The sequence below is a fragment of the Ramlibacter sp. PS3R-8 genome, from assembly GCF_037572435.1.
In the GTDB taxonomy this organism is placed as follows: domain Bacteria; phylum Pseudomonadota; class Gammaproteobacteria; order Burkholderiales; family Burkholderiaceae_C; genus Ramlibacter.
The window spans coordinates 651,647-668,375 of the sequence record NZ_JBBHGT010000003.1 but is presented as its reverse complement, the minus strand read 5'-3'; the positions used below and the strand labels follow the sequence as shown (position 1 = coordinate 668,375).

The following is a 16,729-nucleotide window of genomic DNA, read 5'->3' as shown; positions in this document are numbered from 1 at the left end:
CCCCGCCGGCATCCCGAGCAGTGCTTCGTAGGTCGGGTTGCGGCGCCAGCCGCACCCCGACACCGATCAATGCGCCTGGGCGACGATCCCCGCGTCGTGCAAGCGCCCGAATTCCCCCGCCGGCATCCCGAGCAGTTCGTGCAGCACCTGCTCGGTGTGCTGACCCAGTCGCGGCGCCGGGGCGGCTGGCACACGCGGTACGGCGGAAAAGTCCAAAGGCAAGCCGGCGGCGAGCATGGGACCCACACCCGGCTGTTCGATGTTCCGGAAGATCGGATTCGCAGGCGAACACTCCGGATCGTCGCGCACCAGTTGCTCCAGCGACTGGTAGCGGTTCCAGCAGACACCGAGCCTGTCGAACTCCGCGCCCAGGTCCGCCAGCGTGCGCGCCGCGATGCGCGGGGCGACGATCTCGGCGAGTTCGCGCCGGGCGCGAAAGCGATTGCCCTCTTCCGACAGGTCCAGGCCTAGGCGCGCGCCCACCGCATCCACTTCCTGCTGGACGCCGAGTGCTTCGCACAGCGACCGCCACTGCTTGCCCGTCAAGCCGACCACCATGACGCGCTCGCCATCGGCGCACACGAAGTCGCGCCCGAAGGCGCCGAACAGCTCGTTGCCATGCCGCTGCCGCGGCTGGCCGCGCCGCGCTTCCTCGATGAAACCCAGGTGCTGCATCACGGCCAGGCCGACATCCTGCAACGCGAGCTTGACGTGCTGGCCCTCGCCGGTACGGCGGCGGTGGCGTTCGGCGGCGAGCAGGCCCAAGGCCACCATCTGCCCGGTGACGAGGTCCCACGCCGGCAGCACATGGTTGGCCGGCTCGCTGCTGCGCGGGTCCCCGGTGATGCCGGGCACGCCGACACGCGCATTCACCGTGTAGTCGACGGCGGAACCACCATGCCGATCGCCTTGCAGCGTCAGCTGGATCAGGTCGGCGCGCCTGGCACGCAGCTTCTCGTGATCGAGCCAGCCGCGCGGCGGGAAGTTGGTGAGGAAGAGTCCGGCGTCATCGCCCGGCGCAGATGCCAGCGCCATGGCGATCTCGCGCCCCTGCGGTGACTGCAGGTCCAGCGCGACCGAGCGCTTGGACTTGTTCAGGCCGCACCAGAACAGGCTGGTGCCGTCCTCGGTGACCGGCCAGCGGCGGAAGTCGAGGCCGCCACCGAGCGTGTCGATGCGGATCACGTCGGCGCCCATCTGCGCCAGCGTCATGCCACCCAGCGGCGCCGCCACGAAGGCCGCCGCTTCCACCACGCGCATGCCGGCAAGCAGGCCCGCGCTCATGCCGCGGCTCCCGTGACGCCAAGCGCGCGTTCGAGCAGGCTGCGCGCCACGACTTTCAGTGCGAGGGTTTCCTCCGCCCCCTCGAAGATCGACAGCACCCGCGCATCCACGAAGTAGCGGCTGACCGCGCTCTCTTCCGCGTAGCCCATGCCGCCGTGCATCTGCAGTGCTTCGCGCGTCACCATCTCGGCCGAGCGGCACGCGAGCAACTTGACCAGGCTCGCCTCCATGCGGCCCTCGCCGCGGTCTACCTGCTGCGCCACCGTGCAGGCAAGCTGCCGGCACGCAGCGAGCCGCGCGCCCATGCGTGCAAGCTTGGCGCGCGTGAGCGGATAGTCCGCGAGCGCCTGGCCGAACACCTTGCGGTCGCGGCCGTACGTGATGGCAGCGCGCAGTGCCGCGCGCATGACGCCGCAGGCGCGCGCTGCCGTCTGCATGCGCCCGCCCACCATCCCGGCCATCGTGTAGTAGAAGCCCTTGCCCACGCCGGCTTCACCGCCCACCACGTTGGCATCGGGCACGAGAAAATTCTCGAACGACAGGTCGAAGGAATGCATGCCGCGGTAGCCGATGGTCGGGATGGCGCGACCCGTCAGCACCCCGCCGCCGGGTTGCCGGTGAACGAATTCGTGGCCGTCGAACGAAGGCTTTTCCACCAGGAACACGCTCAGCCCCTTGTGGCCGGAAGCGCGGTCGCCGGTGCGCGCCACCACCATCAGCACGCCCGCCTTGCCGGCAAACGTGCACCAGGTCTTGGCGCCGGTCAGGGCCCAGCCGCCTTCGGTGCGCAGCGCCCGCAGCGAAAGGCTGGCAACGTCGGAGCCGTAGTCCGGCTCGGTGATGGCGATCGCGCACAGCGGCTCGCCTGCCGCGAGCTGCGGCAGCCAGTGCGCCTGCTGTTGCGGCGTGCCGCCGGCCAGCAGGGCGCGGGTCAGGATTTCGGGCCGCGTGATCAGGCTGCCGGCGGCAGCGAGCGAGCCCTCCGACAAGGCTTCCGTCACCAGCACCATCAGCAGCGAGTCTTCGTGCGCGTCCGGCGCACTGCCGCCGAAGCGCTCGGGCACCGACAGGCCGAACACGCCCATCTCGCGCAGCGGCTGCAGCAGCGACTCGGGCACGGTGAGGTTCTCCCGATGAATCCTGCCGGCTTGCGGGGCCACGACTTCCTCCGAGAAGCGGCGGAACGACGCCTGCGCCATCGCATGCGATTCGTCGAGCTCGACCGCGCCAACGTCGCCGCCCGCGCGTTCCACCGCAGCGCCGGCCTGCTCGAGCGCTCGCGAATCAGCGGCGCGCCGCAGGGTCTTGAAGGCATCGTCGAGGCGCAAGCCATCCAGTGCATCGGAGCGCAACCCGAGCTCCGCGAACAAGGTCTCGATCCGCGGCAGCACGGCAGCGCAGGCTTCCGCCGTGAACAACAGCGCCAGCCGCAAGTCGAGCTCCGCGCTGTCGGGCCGCAAGGATGCGACCGCGTTCTCGGCCGCCAGCAAGTCGGCCGCAGCCCAGGCCAGCTCGAACGAGGCGATCTGTTGCGCATCCAGGCGCGCGTTGTCCAATGGGCCGGCCGGCGCGCAGCGCGCGGCCAGGGCGCCCGCGGCGTCGTCGAAAGCGCGGCGCAAGGTGGCGAGGCAGCGGCCGGCGGCCGCCGCCTGCTGCTGCAAGGTGGGATCCATGGATGTCTCTTCGGGCAGGCGCGGTATGCTGACCGCGATGATGCCCGAAGCCGACGCGCTCCCCGCCCTGCCCGCGCTGCGGCTGGGCCGCTATCGCCACTACAAGGGCGGCGAATACGAAGTCGTCGGCATCGCCCGCCACAGCGAGACGCACGAAGCGCAGGTGGTCTACCGGCCGCTGTACAACGCCACCGGCTGGTGGGTGCGTCCCCATGCGATGTTCATCGAGGACGTGGTCGTCGACGGCGTGCGGCAGCCGCGCTTTGCGTTCGTCGCCCCGGACGCTGGCAGCGCCCGCTGAACTGCGCAGCCGTCCTACACTGCCCGGCACGGCCGCCGCCGAAGATCGAGGCCGACATAGAAAGGTGATGACGATGGCGCTGCCCCATGCGCAACCCCTGGACGTGATCAACGTCGGGCCGTTCGGCGACAAGCTGCACGGCGCCGTCAGCACGAGCCTGATCAAGACCGGCCGCATCCAGCTGCTGCACCTGGTGCTGGCCGCGCACCAGGACCAGCCTCAGCACCACGTGGACCGTGAATGCGTGATCCACTGCCTGGAGGGCGAGGTGGAGGTGGTGATGGGCTCGGGCGTGCGCCAGCTGGGCGCCGGCAACCTGGTGGTGCTGCCGGCCGGAGAGCAGCACGCGCTGCGCGCCCGTGCCGAGTCGGCCGTGCTGGTGACGCTGCTGCTGGACAAGGGCGATGCGGGCGACGGCGGCGGCGCGGGCAACCGCCGCGACCCCGCCAAGGATTCCCCGGTGCGCCCCTGAGCGGCTGCGCTTACCATGGGCGAATGAACATCCGCCCCTCCCCGCGCACGCTGGCGGCGACCGCGCTGGCCGCCTTGTTCCTCCTACCCGTGGCCGCTGCCGCGCAGGCGGCGTGGCCCGCCAAGCCGATCCGCATGCTGGTGGGCTCGCCGCCCGGCGGCCCCTCCGACATCGTGACGCGGCTGTTCGCCGAGCACCTGTCGCAGCGCCTGAAACAGCCGGTGCTGGTGGAGAACCGGCCCGGCGTCGGCAACAGCCTGGCGGCAGGCGTGGTCGCCAAGGGCGAGGCCGACGGCTACACGCTGGTCGTCAGTCCCGACACGGTGGTCACGGTCAACCCGCTCGTGTACACGAAGCTCAATTTCGACGCACGCAGCGAGCTGGTCAACGTCTCCATCCTGGCGCAGTTCACGCAGATGCTGGTGTGCAACGCCGGCAAGAACCTCCACACCGTACCGGACCTGGTGGCGCGCGCCAAGACCACGCGCATGAACTACGCATCCGGCGGCCCCGGCGTGCCGGGCCACCTTGCGGCGGAGATGTTCCTGCAAAGCGCCGGCGTGAAGATGGAACACATTCCGTACCGGGGCCCGGCTCCCGCGACGCTGGCGGTCCTGTCCGGCGAAGCGGACTGCGGATTCCTCGCCACCCCCACCGTGTTGCCGCACGTGAAAGCCGGCAAGCTCAGCGCGCTGGCGGTGTCGTCGCGCGAACCTTCGCCCCTGGCCCCCGAAGTTCCCACGCTGGCCAAGGCACTGAACCAGCCGGCGCTGGACGTCAGCTTCAAGCTGGTGCTGCAGGCGGCCAAGGGGACGCCCGCACCGGTGCTCGCCGAACTGGAGCGGGCAGCCGGCGACATCATGAAGCGGCCCGAAGTGCGCGCCAAGCTGCAGGCCAGCGACCTGGTGAGCATCGGCGGCAGCAGCCAGGAGGCAGAGGCCGTGATGAAGGCCGAGACGGCGCGCTGGGAGCCGGTGGTCCGGCGCCTGGACATCAAGTCGGAATAGCAGGCGTCCTGCACGCGGGCGCCCTCTGTTGCGGCAGCATGGGCCCATGAAACAACAACAGCAAGCCTCCGGACCGGAGGAACTCGTCCGCAACGACGCGCAATCCCGCTACGAGTTGCGCCTGGGCGGGCAGGTCGCCGCCAAGGCGGAATACCGGCGCGAAGGCGACACGGTCCGCTTCACCCACACCGAGGTCGACGGCGCCCACGAAGGCCAGGGCTTCGGCTCACGCCTGGCCGCCTTCGCCCTGGACGACGTCAAGAGCCGCGGCATGAAGGCGGTGCCGCAATGCCAGTTCATCGCGGCGTACATCGCGCGGCACGAGAAGGAATACGGCTCCCTGGTCCACGGCTGACGGCGCCGCCAACAAGTCACGCCGCCCGTTGCTGCCTGCGGCAGCCGGTGCGCTTGCGCACATCGCTTTGCGCTCGCGCCTTCCACCATGGCTTCACCGGTCTTCACCGGGCTTCCTCACAAGGAGACTGCCATGGCCTCAGCCACCCCCCTGCACCTGACCGCAGCTGCCCTGCTGCTGGGCGTCGCCGCCTGCAACGTGGACAAGCTCGACATCACCAGCGACCTGGTCCCGCCCGCCTCGGCAACGGGCATGGAGGTGCTTCCACTGCCGCTGGAAATCCACCGCATGTTCGAAGAGGAGAAGCGCCGCGCCACCGCCGGCGAACTCCCCGCGCAGTTCTGATCATGACCACCCGCCCAGAAGCATATGTGGCCGGCCTGGCACTCACGCTGTGCGTTCACGGCGCCATTGCGGCGCCGGATCCTCTCTACACGGAGGCGGTGCAGGAATACCGTGCCGGCCGCTGGTCCTCGGCATTCGGTCGCTTCATCACACTTGCCAACAACGGTCACGTGGACGCTGCCCGCATCGCACTGTTCATGCAGTTGCACGGCCGCCAGCTCTACGGCTCCGACTGGGATGCGTCGGACGACGACGTCGCGCTCTGGAGCCGCATGACCGGCGCGCGCATGCCCCAACAGGTGGAACGCGTGGCGTCCAGCTCCGCCAGCCAGAGCCCGCCCTGGCGAGCGCGCATGACGCGCTTCGTCGCGCGAGCTTCTTCTTCCCCTTCCGCAGTACCAGGAGCATGTCATGCGGGCAAGTGCCAGTGATTCCATTGCGTGCATCCTCGGGCTGGAGGCGCTGGGACCGCGCATGTCCGTGATCCGCCAGCTGACGTACCACCACTTGGAAAAGCACGAACTGAACGGCCGCACCCTCCTGTTGAGGTACCGCTTGGCCGCCTGCCCGGAGCTCAGCCGCATCGTCGAGATCGAGCGGTCCTGCTGCGCCTTCCTGCGGTTCCGGCTGGAACAGGACGCCGAAGGCTGTGAACTGACCATCACCGCGCCGGAGGGCGCCGAGGATGCCATGCGCTGGTTGTCGGCGCGGTTCCTGGCCGCACTGGAGGATGAATAGGGTCGATTTGATCCAAATCAATCGCGTGTGTACGGCAGCGTACTGACTTGGCGCGCCTTGTGCGCGCCAAATGCTGAGGCAAGGTTATTTGTCCTCAACCGCGAGAAATTGTCATGACCATCCGAAACGTCGGCCCGAGCTCCACCTACCCGACCATCGCCGCCGCCGTGGGTGCGTCCGCCGCAGGTGACACCATCCGCCTCGCCCCCGGCTACTCCGACGAACGCGCCGTGCTCACCGTGCAGGACCTCACCGTGCAGGGTGCCGCCTCCTCGCGCAACATCGATCTCGAGCTCGGCCTGGGCATCAACAACGTCACCCTCGCGGGGTTCGCGGACATCGACGTCTGGGACAACAGCGGCAACAACGCCATCACCGGCAACAGCGGGGACAGCATCCTCCGCGTGTCCGGCGGAGCCGACGTGGTGATCGGCGGCGACGGGGTCGATCGCCTGGTCGTCGACTATTCCGATGCGGTGGCCAGCGTCATCGGCACGGTGACCGGCGTCACCGACGGCGGGACCAGGTCGGTCACCTACGACGCTTCGGTGGAGAATTTCACCATCCAGACCGGCAGCGGCGACGACACCGTGACCACCGGCGACGGGGACAACGTGCTCAACACCCGCGGCGGCAACGACACCATCACCACCGGCCATGGCGACAGCCGCGTCTCCACCGGCGGCGGCAACGACACCGTCGGGGTCGGCAACGGCCAGAACACGGTGCACTCGGGCGCCGGCGACGACACGGTGACCACTGGCGACGGCGACAACCGGGTCAACGCGGGCAATGGAAACAACACGGTCACCACCGGTGACGGCGCCGACATCCTGACCACCGGCAGCGGCGACGACACCCTCCTCACGGCGGCCGGCGACGACCGCGTGCAGGTCAGGGGCGGCATCGACACGCTGGACGCCGGCACGGGCAACGACGTGTTGACGGTCGACTACAGCCATCTGCTGACCAACGTCACGGGAAACCCGACGGCAGGCACGCCCGCGTCGGGCTATACGGGCCTGGTCGCGGACACTGCCGGCAATTCGGTGAATTACAGCGGCGTCGAATCCTTCAACATCACCACGGGAACGGGTGACGACCGCGTGCGCACCGGCGGTGGCGACGACACCTTGAGCGGTGGCCAGGGCGACGACCTGTTGCAGGCCAGCGGCGGTGACGACGTCCTGAACGGCAGCGGCGGCGCCGACACGCTCAGGGGCGGGCAAGGCGCGGACGTCCTGACGGGCGGCCGGGGCACCGACTCCTTCAGCTTCGACAACCTGGATTCCATGGGCCGCGCTGACCTCATCACCGACCTGCAGGCCCAGGACTTCATCGACCTCTCGCGCATCGACGCGGACGTCAACGCCATCGGGGACCAGGCCTTCGTGTTCGTCGACAGCTTCAACGGCGCGGCCGGCGAGGCGACCGTCACCTACCTGGCCGGTCGCGATGTCACCCGGTTCGACTTCGACACCGATGGCGACAGCAGCGCCGACATCACCATCGTCGCCGCCGGCAACCAGAACAGCTTCGACAACTTCGTGCTCTGAGCCCCGTTCGAGGGGGGATCCCATGTAAAGAAGCCCGGCTCGCCCGGGCTTTTTCACGTCGCATGTACGGCAGCGTACGGACCGGCGCAGTTTCTTCGCGCCCAATGCCAAGGCAAGTTATCCGTCATCAACACCGAGACATCATCCATGACCATCAGAAACGTCGGCCCGAGCGCCACCTACCCAACGATCGCCGCCGCCGTGGCTGCGTCCGCCTCGGGTGACACCATCCGTCTGGCCGCGGGCTACTCCAACGAGCGCGCCGTGCTCACCGTCCAGGACCTCATCGTGCAAGGCGGGGAAGCGTCGCTCAACATCGACCTGGTGCTCGGCAACGGGATCGGCGATGTCACCCTCTCCGGTCTCGCGGACATCGACGTCTTCGACAACGGTGGCTCCAACGTCATCACCGGCAATCGCGGCGGCAACACCCTGCGCGTGTCCGGCGGCGCGGACGTGGTTCTCGGCGGCGGGGGTCGCGACACCCTCATCGTCAACTATGCCGATGCGGTGACCGACGTCGTCGGCACGGTCGGCAGCATCACCGACGGTGGCACCAATTCGGTGTCCTTCGAACAGGTGGAAGATTTCATCATCTACACCGGTTCGGGCGACGACACCGTGACCACCGGCGACGGCGACAACCTGCTGCGCACCAGCGACGGCAACGACACCATCACCACCGGCGCGGGCGACAGCCTTGTCGAATCCGGCGACGGCAACGACACCATCGAGGTCGGTCACGGCCACAACACGGTGAACGCCGGGCGCGGCGACGACACGGTGACCACCGGCGACGGCGGCAACAGGGTCCTGGCGGGCCAAGGCAACAACACGGTCACAACCGGCGGCGGCGCCGACCAGGTGTACAGCGGCACCGGCGACGACACCCTGGAAACCGGCGCCGGCCGCGACAGCGTGCAGGTCAGCGGTGGCATCGACACCGCTGACGCAGGCGTCGGGCATGACCTGTTGACGGTCGACTACGCCGATCTGTCGACCAATGTCATGGGCAGGCTGAGCGCGGGCTCCGTCGCCGGAGGCTATTCGGGCCTGGTGGGGGACAACACCGTGCACTCGGTGACTTTCACCGGCGTCGAGGATTTCCACATCACCACCGGATCGGGTAACGACGACGTGCGCACCGGCGGCGGCGACGACACGCTGATCGGACGCCTGGGCGACGACTTCTTCCATGGCAGCACGGGCAACGACGTCCTGGTCGGCGGCGCCGGCGCCGACACGCTCAGCGGCGGGCGCGACGCGGACTTCCTGACGGGCGGCCAGGGCGTCGACTCCTTCCGCTTCGACGATCTCGATTCCATCATCGGCACCAACGACCTGATCAGGGACCTGTCGTCCAATGACAGCATCGACCTGTCGCGCATCGACGCCGATGTCACGACCGCAGGCGACCAGTCCTTCGTGCTGGTCGGCAGCTTCAGCGGCACGGCCGGCGAGGCGAACCTCCGGTACGTGGCCGCCGACGATGTCACCAGGCTGACCATGGACACCGATGGTGACGGCGCCGCCAACATCGCCATCATCGCGGCTGGCGATCACCGGACCTTCGACAGCTTCGTGCTCTGATCCTGCGCGACGACGTGAAAAAGCCCGGCTCTGCCGGGCTTTTTCGTTGGTGCGGCGAGGTCGATCAGACGCTGGCCTTGGCGGCCGCGCGCGCAGCGACGCTGTCCGCTGCGTAGGACGCGAGGCCGACGCGCGGTCAGCCGCGCTCGCGCCGCGTCCCCCAGGCGCCCGGCGCACATCGCTTTGCAGCACCATGGAAACCATGAGGCAGCAGCACTGCTAGAAACCATCATGACCATCCGAAAAGTCGGGCCGAACTCCACCTATCCGACCATCGCCGCCGCCGTCGACGCGTCCGCTGCTGGTGACATCATCCGTCTGGAAACCCGCTACTCCAACGAGCGCGCCGTGCTCACCGTGGAGGACCTCACTGTGATGGGGGGCCCCACTTCGCGCAACATCGAGCTGGTGCTCGGCGTCGAGATCAACGATGTCACGCTCGACGGTCTTGCGGACATCAGGGTCCTGGACAACACCGACTCCAACATCATCACCGGCAATGGTGGAGACACTAGCGTGTGGGTCTCCGGCGGGGCCGACGTGGTGCACGGCGGCGACGGGCGCGATCGCCTCGTCATCGACTACCGGGGTGCGGTGACCAGCGTCGTCGCCACGGCGGGCAGCGTTACCCACGGCGAAACCAATTCAGTCACCTTCGACGGGTTCGAGGACCTCACGATCTCCGGCGGTTCCGCCCCCGACAACCTGACCGTTGGCGACGGCGACCATTGGCTGAACTCAGGCGGCGGCAATGACACGGTCACGGCGGGCGCGGGCTACACCGACATCAAAACCGAAGGCGGTGACGACACCATCACAGCTGTTGGCGGCGTGGTCTATTCCGGGCCCGGCAACGACACCATCTCCATTACCGACGGCGGAAGCGTGTCCGCTGGGTCTGGCAACGACACGGTGACCACCGGTGACGGCGACACCTTCGTCGGCGGCGAAGAGGGCGACGACACGGTGACCACCGGAGGCGGCGACGACTTTGTTGATGGTGGTGAAGGCGACGACTTCGTGCGTGCCGGCGCAGGAGACGACACCCTGATGGGGAGCTACGGCGCCGACACGCTCAGCGGCGGCCGCGGCGCCGACAGGCTCATCGGCGAGCGAGGCAAGGACGTTCTGAACGGCAGCCTGGACAACGACACGCTCATCGGCGGTCGAGACAAGGACGTTCTGAACGGCGGCAGGGGCGCCGACGTCTTCCGCTTCGACGATCTCGATTCCCTTCTCGGAGCAACCGACCTGATCGGAGACCTGAATGAGGTCGAGGACACCATCGACCTGTCGCGCATCGACGCCGACGTCACGGCCGCCGGGGACCAGTCCTTCGTGCTCGTCGGCAGATTCAGCGGCACGGCCGGCGAGGCGAACCTCCGGTACGTGGCCGCCGACGATGTCACCAGGCTGACCATGGACACCGATGGTGACGGCGCCGCCAACATCGCCATCGTCGCGGCTGGCGATCACCGGACGTTCGACAGCTTCGTGCTCTGATCCTGCGCACGACGTGAAAAAGCCCGGCTCTGCCGGGCTTTATTTCTTGCCGCGAATCGTCAGACGTTGGCGATGGAGACAGAGCGCGCGTTGAGATACGCGTCGATCGCTTCCGGGCCGCCTTCCGAGCCGTAGCCGGAATCCTTGATGCCGCCGAAAGGCATCTCGGCGCTGGGCATGGCCGGCATGTTCATCCAGAGCATGCCCACTTCCACCTTGCGCGCCAACAGGTCCGCATTCTTCAGGGACTTGGTGAAGGCATAGCCGGCGAGCCCGAACGAAAGGCGATTCGCTTCCGCGATGGCTTCTTCCAGCTTGTTGAACGCGCGGATGCCGGCGACCGGACCGAAGGGCTCGTCGTTGAAGAACTTGGCTTCCAGCGGCACGTCGACCATCACGGTCGGCTCCCAGAAGTTGCCGGCATCACCGATGCGCTTGCCGCCGGTGAGCACCTGCGCGCCCTTCTTCACCGCATCGTCATGGAATTCGGCCATGGCGGTCAGGCGGCGCGGGTTGGCCAGCGGCCCCATCGTCGTGCCTTCGGTCAGGCCTTCGCCGACCTTCAGGCCTTGCGCGTACTTGGTCATCGCCTGCGCGAATTCGTTCTTGATGCTCTCGTGCACCAGGAAGCGGGTGGGCGCGATGCAGACCTGGCCCGCGTTGCGGAACTTGGCGGCGCCGGCGGACTTGACGGCAAGAGCGACGTCGGCGTCTTCGCAGACGATCACCGGGGCGTGGCCGCCCAGCTCCATCGTCACGCGCTTCATGTGCTGGCCCGCCATGGCGGCGAGCTGCTTGCCCACCGGCGTGGAGCCGGTGAAAGTGATCTTGCGGATCACCGGGTGCGGGATCAGGTAGCTGGAGATCTCGGCGGGGTTGCCGTAGACCAGGCCCAGCACGCCCGGCGGCAGGCCGGCATCCGCGAAGGCGCGGATGAGTGCGGCGGGACCGGCCGGGGTCTCTTCCGGCGCCTTGACCAGCATGGAGCAGCCGGCCGCCAGCGCCGCGCCGACCTTGCGCACCACCTGGTTGATGGGGAAGTTCCAGGGCGTGAAGGCGGCGACGGGACCCACCGGGTCCTTGATCACCATCTGGCGCACCGCCAGGTTGAAGCGCGAGGGCACGATGCGGCCGTAGATGCGGAAGCCTTCCTCGGCGAACCACTCGATGATGTCGGCGGCGGCCATGGCCTCGCCCTTGGCTTCGGCCAGCGGCTTGCCCTGCTCCTGCGTCAGCATCGGGGCGATCTCGGCGGCGCGCTCGCGCATCAGGCCGGCGGCCTTGCGCATGATCTTGCTGCGGTCGGCCGCGGTCATGTCACGCCAGGTCTCGAAGCCTTTCTGGGCGGCTTCGAGCGCGCGGTCGAGGTCGGCCTTGCCTGCGTGGGCGACGCGGCCGATCTCCTTGCCGGTGGCCGGGTTGAAGACGGCGAGCGTGCGGCCGTCGGTGGCGTCCTGCCACTGTCCGTTGATGAAGAGCTGGGTGTTGGGGTAGGTCATGAGCGGGGTCCCGTGCGGAGTGCAGCCCGTGATGATACGTTGGCGGGGAAAGCCCTGAGGTCCCGACAGGGTCACCACAAGCGGTAGATCGCCGCCGCCGCCGCACCTGCGGCCGCCACCGACACCAGCAACCCCACCACCGCGCCGCGCAGGGCATGCGACTCCGTGCGTTCCAGCGCCAGTGCGCGACTGGGCACGGGCGGGATCACGCCATGGCGCCGCACCGGGATGCGCACCGTTCCGCCTGCGGTTTGTGCCTCCTGCACGCCCGCGCCGCAGGTCGGGCAGAACACCTCGTCCGCGTACATCAACGCGGAACACCTGTCACAACCCTTCATCGCTCCGGCCAGCATCTTCTTCTTCAATTTGGAGCGATCGAGCGTACGGGGCGGCCCCCGCCCGGTCAATCGTCCGGACGGACGAGCCGGCGGTGGAAGCATCAAGCCGGCATCTGGCCGTCGGCGTCGCGCCGGTTCACTTCGTAGAACACGGTGCGCAGCCAGCGGTTGGCGGGATCGTCCTGCATGCGGCGATGCCAGAACTGCTGCACCTGGATCTGTGGCGGCCGGAACGGCAACTCGACCTGCTTGAGCGGCACGTGCCGACCGACGACGGTGGCGATGTCCCTCGGCACGGTGGCGATGAGGTCGCTGCCGGGCAGCAGCGCCAGCAAGCTCATGAAGTGGGACAGCTCCAGGGTCAGGTGGCGGTGCCAGCCCTTGTCCTCCAGGAAGCGGTCCAGCATGTGCTCACGGCCATCCGGACGCACCACGATGTGCCGCGCCGCGAGGTACTGCTTGAGCGTCATGCGCGGCGGCGCGGCGTCGTTGCGGGCGCAGGCAATGCAGGCGTAGGTGGTGTCGAACAGGGCCTGCTGGAAGTAGCCGGCCTTCTGCAGGTCCGGAAAGAAACCGACCGCGAGATCTGCGTCGCCCGTCTCCAGCGCCTGCGCCGCGGCCAGCCGTTGCCGGGACACGGTCTGCAGGCGCACGTGCGGCGCCTCGTGGCGCAGCCGCCGCAGCACGCCCGGCAGGAAGGCGACTTCGCCGATGTCGGGCGTGAGGATGGTGAAACTGCGCTCCGCCGTGAGCGGATCGAAGCCGGCTTGCTGCAGGATCTCGGACTGGATGGTCTCCACCACCCGGTGCACCGCAGGCGCGAGCTCGAGCGCACGCGGCGTCGGCTCCATCTGCGCGCCGGCGCGCACGAACAGGGCGTCGTCGAACAGCGCGCGCAGCCGCGCCAGGGCGGCGCTGGTGGCCGGCTGGCTGAGGCCGATCGCCTCCGCGGTGCGGTTGACGCTGCGGTGCCGCGCCATCGCATCGAACACCACCAGCAGGTTCAGGTCGACCGAACGAATATCCATGCCATGGATTTTATGTATTCGGCTCATTGCCTGTACAGATGGGCCCCCCGTGCCTACCATCCAAGCCGGAGCCTTGCATTCCCCACGGCGCGGCGCGCCCCACGATACGGAGACACATCCATGAACCGCAGAGACTTCGCCCGCGCGGGGCTGTTGTTGCCGCTGGCCGGCGGCGCCTTCGGCCAGGCCCCCGCCTGGCCGCAGCGCCCGGTGAAATTCATCCTCTCGCAGCCGGCCGGCTCCGGCCCCGACATCCTGGCGCGCTATGTCGGCGACCAGCTGGCCAAGGCGTGGAACCAGCCCGTCGTCATCGACAACAAGCCCGGCGGCCAGAACGTCATCGGCGCGCAGGCGGCCGCGCGCTCGCCGGCCGATGGCTACACCTTCTACTACGCTACCACCGCCGCGATGGTGACCAATGCGTACACCTTCAAGACGCTGCCCTACGACCCCGTGAAGGACTTCGCGCCGGTCCGCCTGGTTGGCCGCAGCCCCTTCGTGATCGCGGCGGGCGCCAGCTTCCCCGTGAAGGACCTCGCCGATGCGATCGACCGGGCGAAGGCGCAACCGGGCACGATCGCCATCGCCACCGAAGGGCCGAAGACCTTCTCCGGGATGCTCGCCGACAGCGTGGCGGGCATGGCCGGCGCGAAGTTCAACCACGTGCCGTACAACAAGGCGCCGGATGCGCTGCAGGACGTGATCGGCGGCCGCGTGCAGCTGGTCTGCCTGCCGGATGCCGCCGTCACGGCGTACCTCAAGTCGGGCCAGCTTCGTGCGCTGGCGATCAGCACCGCGCAACGGCATTCCGAGCACCCCAACCTGCCGACGCTGGCCGAGACCTTCCCCGGCTTCGAATACACCGGCTGGAACGGCGTGTTCGCGCCGGCCGGCACGCCGCCGGAGGTGATCGCGCGCGTCAACCGGGACCTCGAAGCGGTGCTGAAGCAGCCCGAAGTGGCGCAGCGCCTGTTGACGCTCGGCTCGCTTGCCGAACCCCGCATGTCGGTTGCCGAATTCGACGGCTTCATGCGCAGCGAGCGCGAGCGCTGGGCCAAGGTCGTCAAGACCATCGGCATCCAGGCGGAGTGACGGTGGCCGGGTGTCCTTGCGGCGTCGACGTGCATGCGCACGTCGTGCCGGAGCATTTCCCGCGTTACCTCGGCTCGCAGGTGCCGTCGGAGTGGCCGTCGATGGAAGCGGCGCACGCGTGCCATCGCAACGTGATGATTTCGGGCAAGGTCTACCGCACCGTGTCGGACCGCTGCTGGGACACGCCCCAGCGCGTCGCGGACCTGCCGGCCATGGGCCTGTCGCTGCAAGTCGTCTCGCCGATGCCGGAACTGCTGTCGTACTGGATGCAGCCCGCGGACGCCCAGCAGTTGCTGCGCTATACGAACGACCAGATCGCCGCGATGGTCGACGCCAGCGGCGGCAGCCTCGCCGGCCTGGGCGCGGTGCCGCTGCAGGACATGGACCTGGCGATCCGTGAACTCGAGTACGTGGTCAAGACCCTGGGCTTCCCGGGCGTCGAGGTGGGAAGCAACATCAACGGCGTGCCCATCGGCGCGCCCGCGCTCGACCCGTTCTTCGAGGCCTGCGAAGCCATGGGCGCGGCGGTGTTCGTGCACGCGTTGCGGCCGGCGGGCATGGACCGGCTGGTCGGCCCTGCCGCATTGCAGCAGGTGCTGGCCTATCCGGGCGATGTCGGACTCGCCGCCGCATCCGCCATCACCAGCAACTTGATCGTGCGGCGGCCGCGGCTGCGCATCGCCTTCAGCCACGGCGGCGGCACCCTCGCCTCGCTGCTGCCGCGGTTGCAGCAAGGCTGGCACGTGTTCCCTGCCCTGCAGGACGCGGTGCGCGAAGCGCCCGTCGAACAGGCGCGCCGCCTCTTCTACGACACCCTGGTGTTCGACACGCCCACGCTGCGCCACCTGGCGGACACGTTCGGCAGCTCGCAGTTGCTGGTCGGCACCGACTACCCCTTCAACTTCCATGAGCGCAAGCCGGTGGAGCGCATCGAGGCCTGCGGCTTCGACGCCGCCACGATGGCGCAACTGGTGCACGGCAACGCCGAACGCTTCCTCGGCCTGGAGAAAAAGACCGCATGAGCTCACCCTGGATCGAAGGCCTGCGCAGCGTGGCACTGGAAGTGCCGGACCTGGCGCAGGCGGAAACCTTCTACACGCAGGTGTGGCACCTGGAAGTCGCGTCGCGCGACGCCGGCGCACTGTACCTGCGCGGCAGCGGCAGCGATGCCTACCTGCTGGCCCTGCACGCCGGCGGACCGGCGCCGCGCATCCGGCATGTGACCTTGCGTGCTCGCAGCGCGCAAGCGCTGGCGACGATCGCGGAGCAGGTGAAGCCGGCCGGCGGTCGCATCGTGGCCCCGCCGGCGCCGCTGCTAGACCCCGCCGGCGGCACCGGCTTGACGCTGCGCGACCCGCACGGCCGCCTGTTCCAGGTGGTGCATGGCGACGCGCAGCGCGCGGAGGGCCCGCCGGTGAAGGACAAGCCGCAGCGCCTGACCCACGTCGTGCTGAACAGCCATGCCGTCGACGAGACACAGGCGTTCCTTTCCAGCGTGCTCGGATTCACGCTGGCCGATCGCACCGTGGCGATCGCGTTCATGAACTGCAACCGCGACCACCACACCCTGGCCGTCGGCATCAGCGACAACGACGCGCTGAACCACATCGCGTTCCTGATGCCCGATTTCGAATCGGTGATGCGCGGCGGCGGGCGCCTGCGAGATGCGGGGCATCCGATCCAGTGGGGACCGGGCCGCCACGGACCCGGCAACAACCTCTTCAACTACTTCATCGATCCCTTCGGCGTCGTCATCGAGTACACGGCCGAAGTCGAACAGGTGGATGAGAGCTACCAGCCGCGCGGGCCCGAGGACTGGAAGTGGCCGGCCGGGCGCGTGGACCAGTGGGGGATTTCGCCGCCGCCCGGTGCCACGTTGAAGGAAGCCCAAAGAAAAGTTTTGTTCGTTCCCAGCTGAGCTGGGGTTCGCTTCGCTCACCACCAGCCT

18 protein-coding genes are annotated in these 16,729 nt (G+C 68.7%); 13 read left to right on the top strand and 5 right to left on the bottom strand.

The genetic code is table 11. The features are described 5' to 3' along the window. Window positions 1–66: 66 nt before the first annotated feature. Window positions 67–1,284: a CoA transferase gene (locus WG902_RS14720; RefSeq protein ID WP_340060867.1), complete on the bottom strand. Its 1,218-nt coding sequence runs from the start codon at window positions 1,282–1,284 to the stop codon at window positions 67–69. Further along, the gene (locus WG902_RS14715; RefSeq protein ID WP_340060866.1) at window positions 1,281–2,957 is read right to left on the bottom strand and encodes an acyl-CoA dehydrogenase family protein; all 1,677 of its coding nucleotides are present in this window, start codon (window positions 2,955–2,957) and stop codon (window positions 1,281–1,283) included. The genes WG902_RS14720 and WG902_RS14715 overlap by 4 nt, the downstream gene beginning before the upstream one ends. Here WG902_RS14715 and WG902_RS14710 point away from each other — a divergent pair. From WG902_RS14710 to WG902_RS14665, 10 genes are all read left to right on the top strand, one after another. Continuing rightward, window positions 2,956–3,258, top strand: coding sequence for a DUF1653 domain-containing protein (locus WG902_RS14710; RefSeq protein WP_445263690.1), 303 nt, complete (start codon window positions 2,956–2,958; stop codon window positions 3,256–3,258). The genes WG902_RS14715 and WG902_RS14710 overlap by 2 nt on opposite strands. A gap of 73 nt (window positions 3,259–3,331) precedes the next feature. Further along, a complete protein-coding gene (locus tag WG902_RS14705; protein ID WP_340060865.1) occupies window positions 3,332–3,730 on the top strand; it encodes a cupin domain-containing protein in 399 nt (132 codons plus the stop codon). A gap of 23 nt (window positions 3,731–3,753) precedes the next feature. After that, a complete protein-coding gene (locus tag WG902_RS14700; protein ID WP_340060864.1) occupies window positions 3,754–4,737 on the top strand; it encodes a Bug family tripartite tricarboxylate transporter substrate binding protein in 984 nt (327 codons plus the stop codon). 46 nt (window positions 4,738–4,783) lie between these two features. Next, window positions 4,784–5,092: a GNAT family N-acetyltransferase gene (locus tag WG902_RS14695; RefSeq protein WP_340060863.1), complete on the top strand. Its 309-nt coding sequence runs from the start codon at window positions 4,784–4,786 to the stop codon at window positions 5,090–5,092. A gap of 132 nt (window positions 5,093–5,224) precedes the next feature. After that, window positions 5,225–5,437 carry a hypothetical protein gene (locus tag WG902_RS14690; protein ID WP_340060862.1) on the top strand — a complete coding sequence of 71 codons (213 nt, stop codon included), beginning with the start codon at window positions 5,225–5,227 and terminating at the stop codon, window positions 5,435–5,437. Between the two features lie 2 nt (window positions 5,438–5,439). Beyond that, window positions 5,440–5,868, top strand: a complete 429-nt coding sequence (locus tag WG902_RS14685) for a hypothetical protein (protein WP_340060861.1) — start codon at window positions 5,440–5,442, stop codon at window positions 5,866–5,868. Further along, window positions 5,849–6,175, top strand: a complete 327-nt coding sequence (locus WG902_RS14680) for a hypothetical protein (RefSeq protein ID WP_340060860.1) — start codon at window positions 5,849–5,851, stop codon at window positions 6,173–6,175. Before WG902_RS14685 ends, WG902_RS14680 begins: the two co-directional genes overlap by 20 nt. 113 nt (window positions 6,176–6,288) lie before the next feature. Continuing rightward, the gene (locus tag WG902_RS14675) at window positions 6,289–7,731 is read left to right on the top strand and encodes a calcium-binding protein (protein WP_340060859.1); all 1,443 of its coding nucleotides are present in this window, start codon (window positions 6,289–6,291) and stop codon (window positions 7,729–7,731) included. A gap of 147 nt (window positions 7,732–7,878) precedes the next feature. After that, complete coding sequence (locus tag WG902_RS14670) at window positions 7,879–9,321, top strand: calcium-binding protein (protein ID WP_340060858.1); 1,443 nt, start codon at window positions 7,879–7,881, stop codon at window positions 9,319–9,321. Between the two features lie 231 nt (window positions 9,322–9,552). Further along, window positions 9,553–10,824, top strand: coding sequence for a calcium-binding protein (locus tag WG902_RS14665; protein WP_340060857.1), 1,272 nt, complete (start codon window positions 9,553–9,555; stop codon window positions 10,822–10,824). A gap of 59 nt (window positions 10,825–10,883) precedes the next feature. Here WG902_RS14665 and WG902_RS14660 read toward each other — a convergent pair whose 3' ends face one another. From WG902_RS14660 to WG902_RS14650, 3 genes are all read right to left on the bottom strand, one after another. Beyond that, window positions 10,884–12,323: an NAD-dependent succinate-semialdehyde dehydrogenase gene (locus WG902_RS14660; RefSeq protein ID WP_340060856.1), complete on the bottom strand. Its 1,440-nt coding sequence runs from the start codon at window positions 12,321–12,323 to the stop codon at window positions 10,884–10,886. 71 nt (window positions 12,324–12,394) lie between these two features. After that, window positions 12,395–12,688, bottom strand: a complete 294-nt coding sequence (locus WG902_RS14655; protein WP_340060855.1) for a hypothetical protein — start codon at window positions 12,686–12,688, stop codon at window positions 12,395–12,397. Window positions 12,689–12,762: 74 nt separating this feature from the next. Then, entirely contained in the window at window positions 12,763–13,689 is a 927-nt protein-coding gene (locus tag WG902_RS14650) for a LysR family transcriptional regulator (RefSeq protein ID WP_340060854.1), read from the bottom strand. A 120-nt stretch (window positions 13,690–13,809) separates the two neighbouring features. Between WG902_RS14650 and WG902_RS14645 the strand changes: the two genes are divergently transcribed. Genes WG902_RS14645 through WG902_RS14635 form a run of 3 tightly spaced genes read left to right on the top strand, consistent with a single transcriptional unit; the run spans window position 13,810 to window position 16,699 of the window. Then, entirely contained in the window at window positions 13,810–14,781 is a 972-nt protein-coding gene (locus WG902_RS14645; RefSeq protein ID WP_340060853.1) for a Bug family tripartite tricarboxylate transporter substrate binding protein, read from the top strand. Window positions 14,782–14,783: 2 nt separating this feature from the next. Continuing rightward, window positions 14,784–15,803 carry an amidohydrolase family protein gene (locus tag WG902_RS14640; RefSeq protein WP_340060852.1) on the top strand — a complete coding sequence of 340 codons (1,020 nt, stop codon included), beginning with the start codon at window positions 14,784–14,786 and terminating at the stop codon, window positions 15,801–15,803. Next, on the top strand, window positions 15,800–16,699 hold the full coding sequence (locus WG902_RS14635) for a VOC family protein (protein ID WP_340060851.1): 900 nt from the start codon (window positions 15,800–15,802) through the stop codon (window positions 16,697–16,699). The genes WG902_RS14640 and WG902_RS14635 overlap by 4 nt, the downstream gene beginning before the upstream one ends. Window positions 16,700–16,729 lie beyond the last annotated feature (30 nt).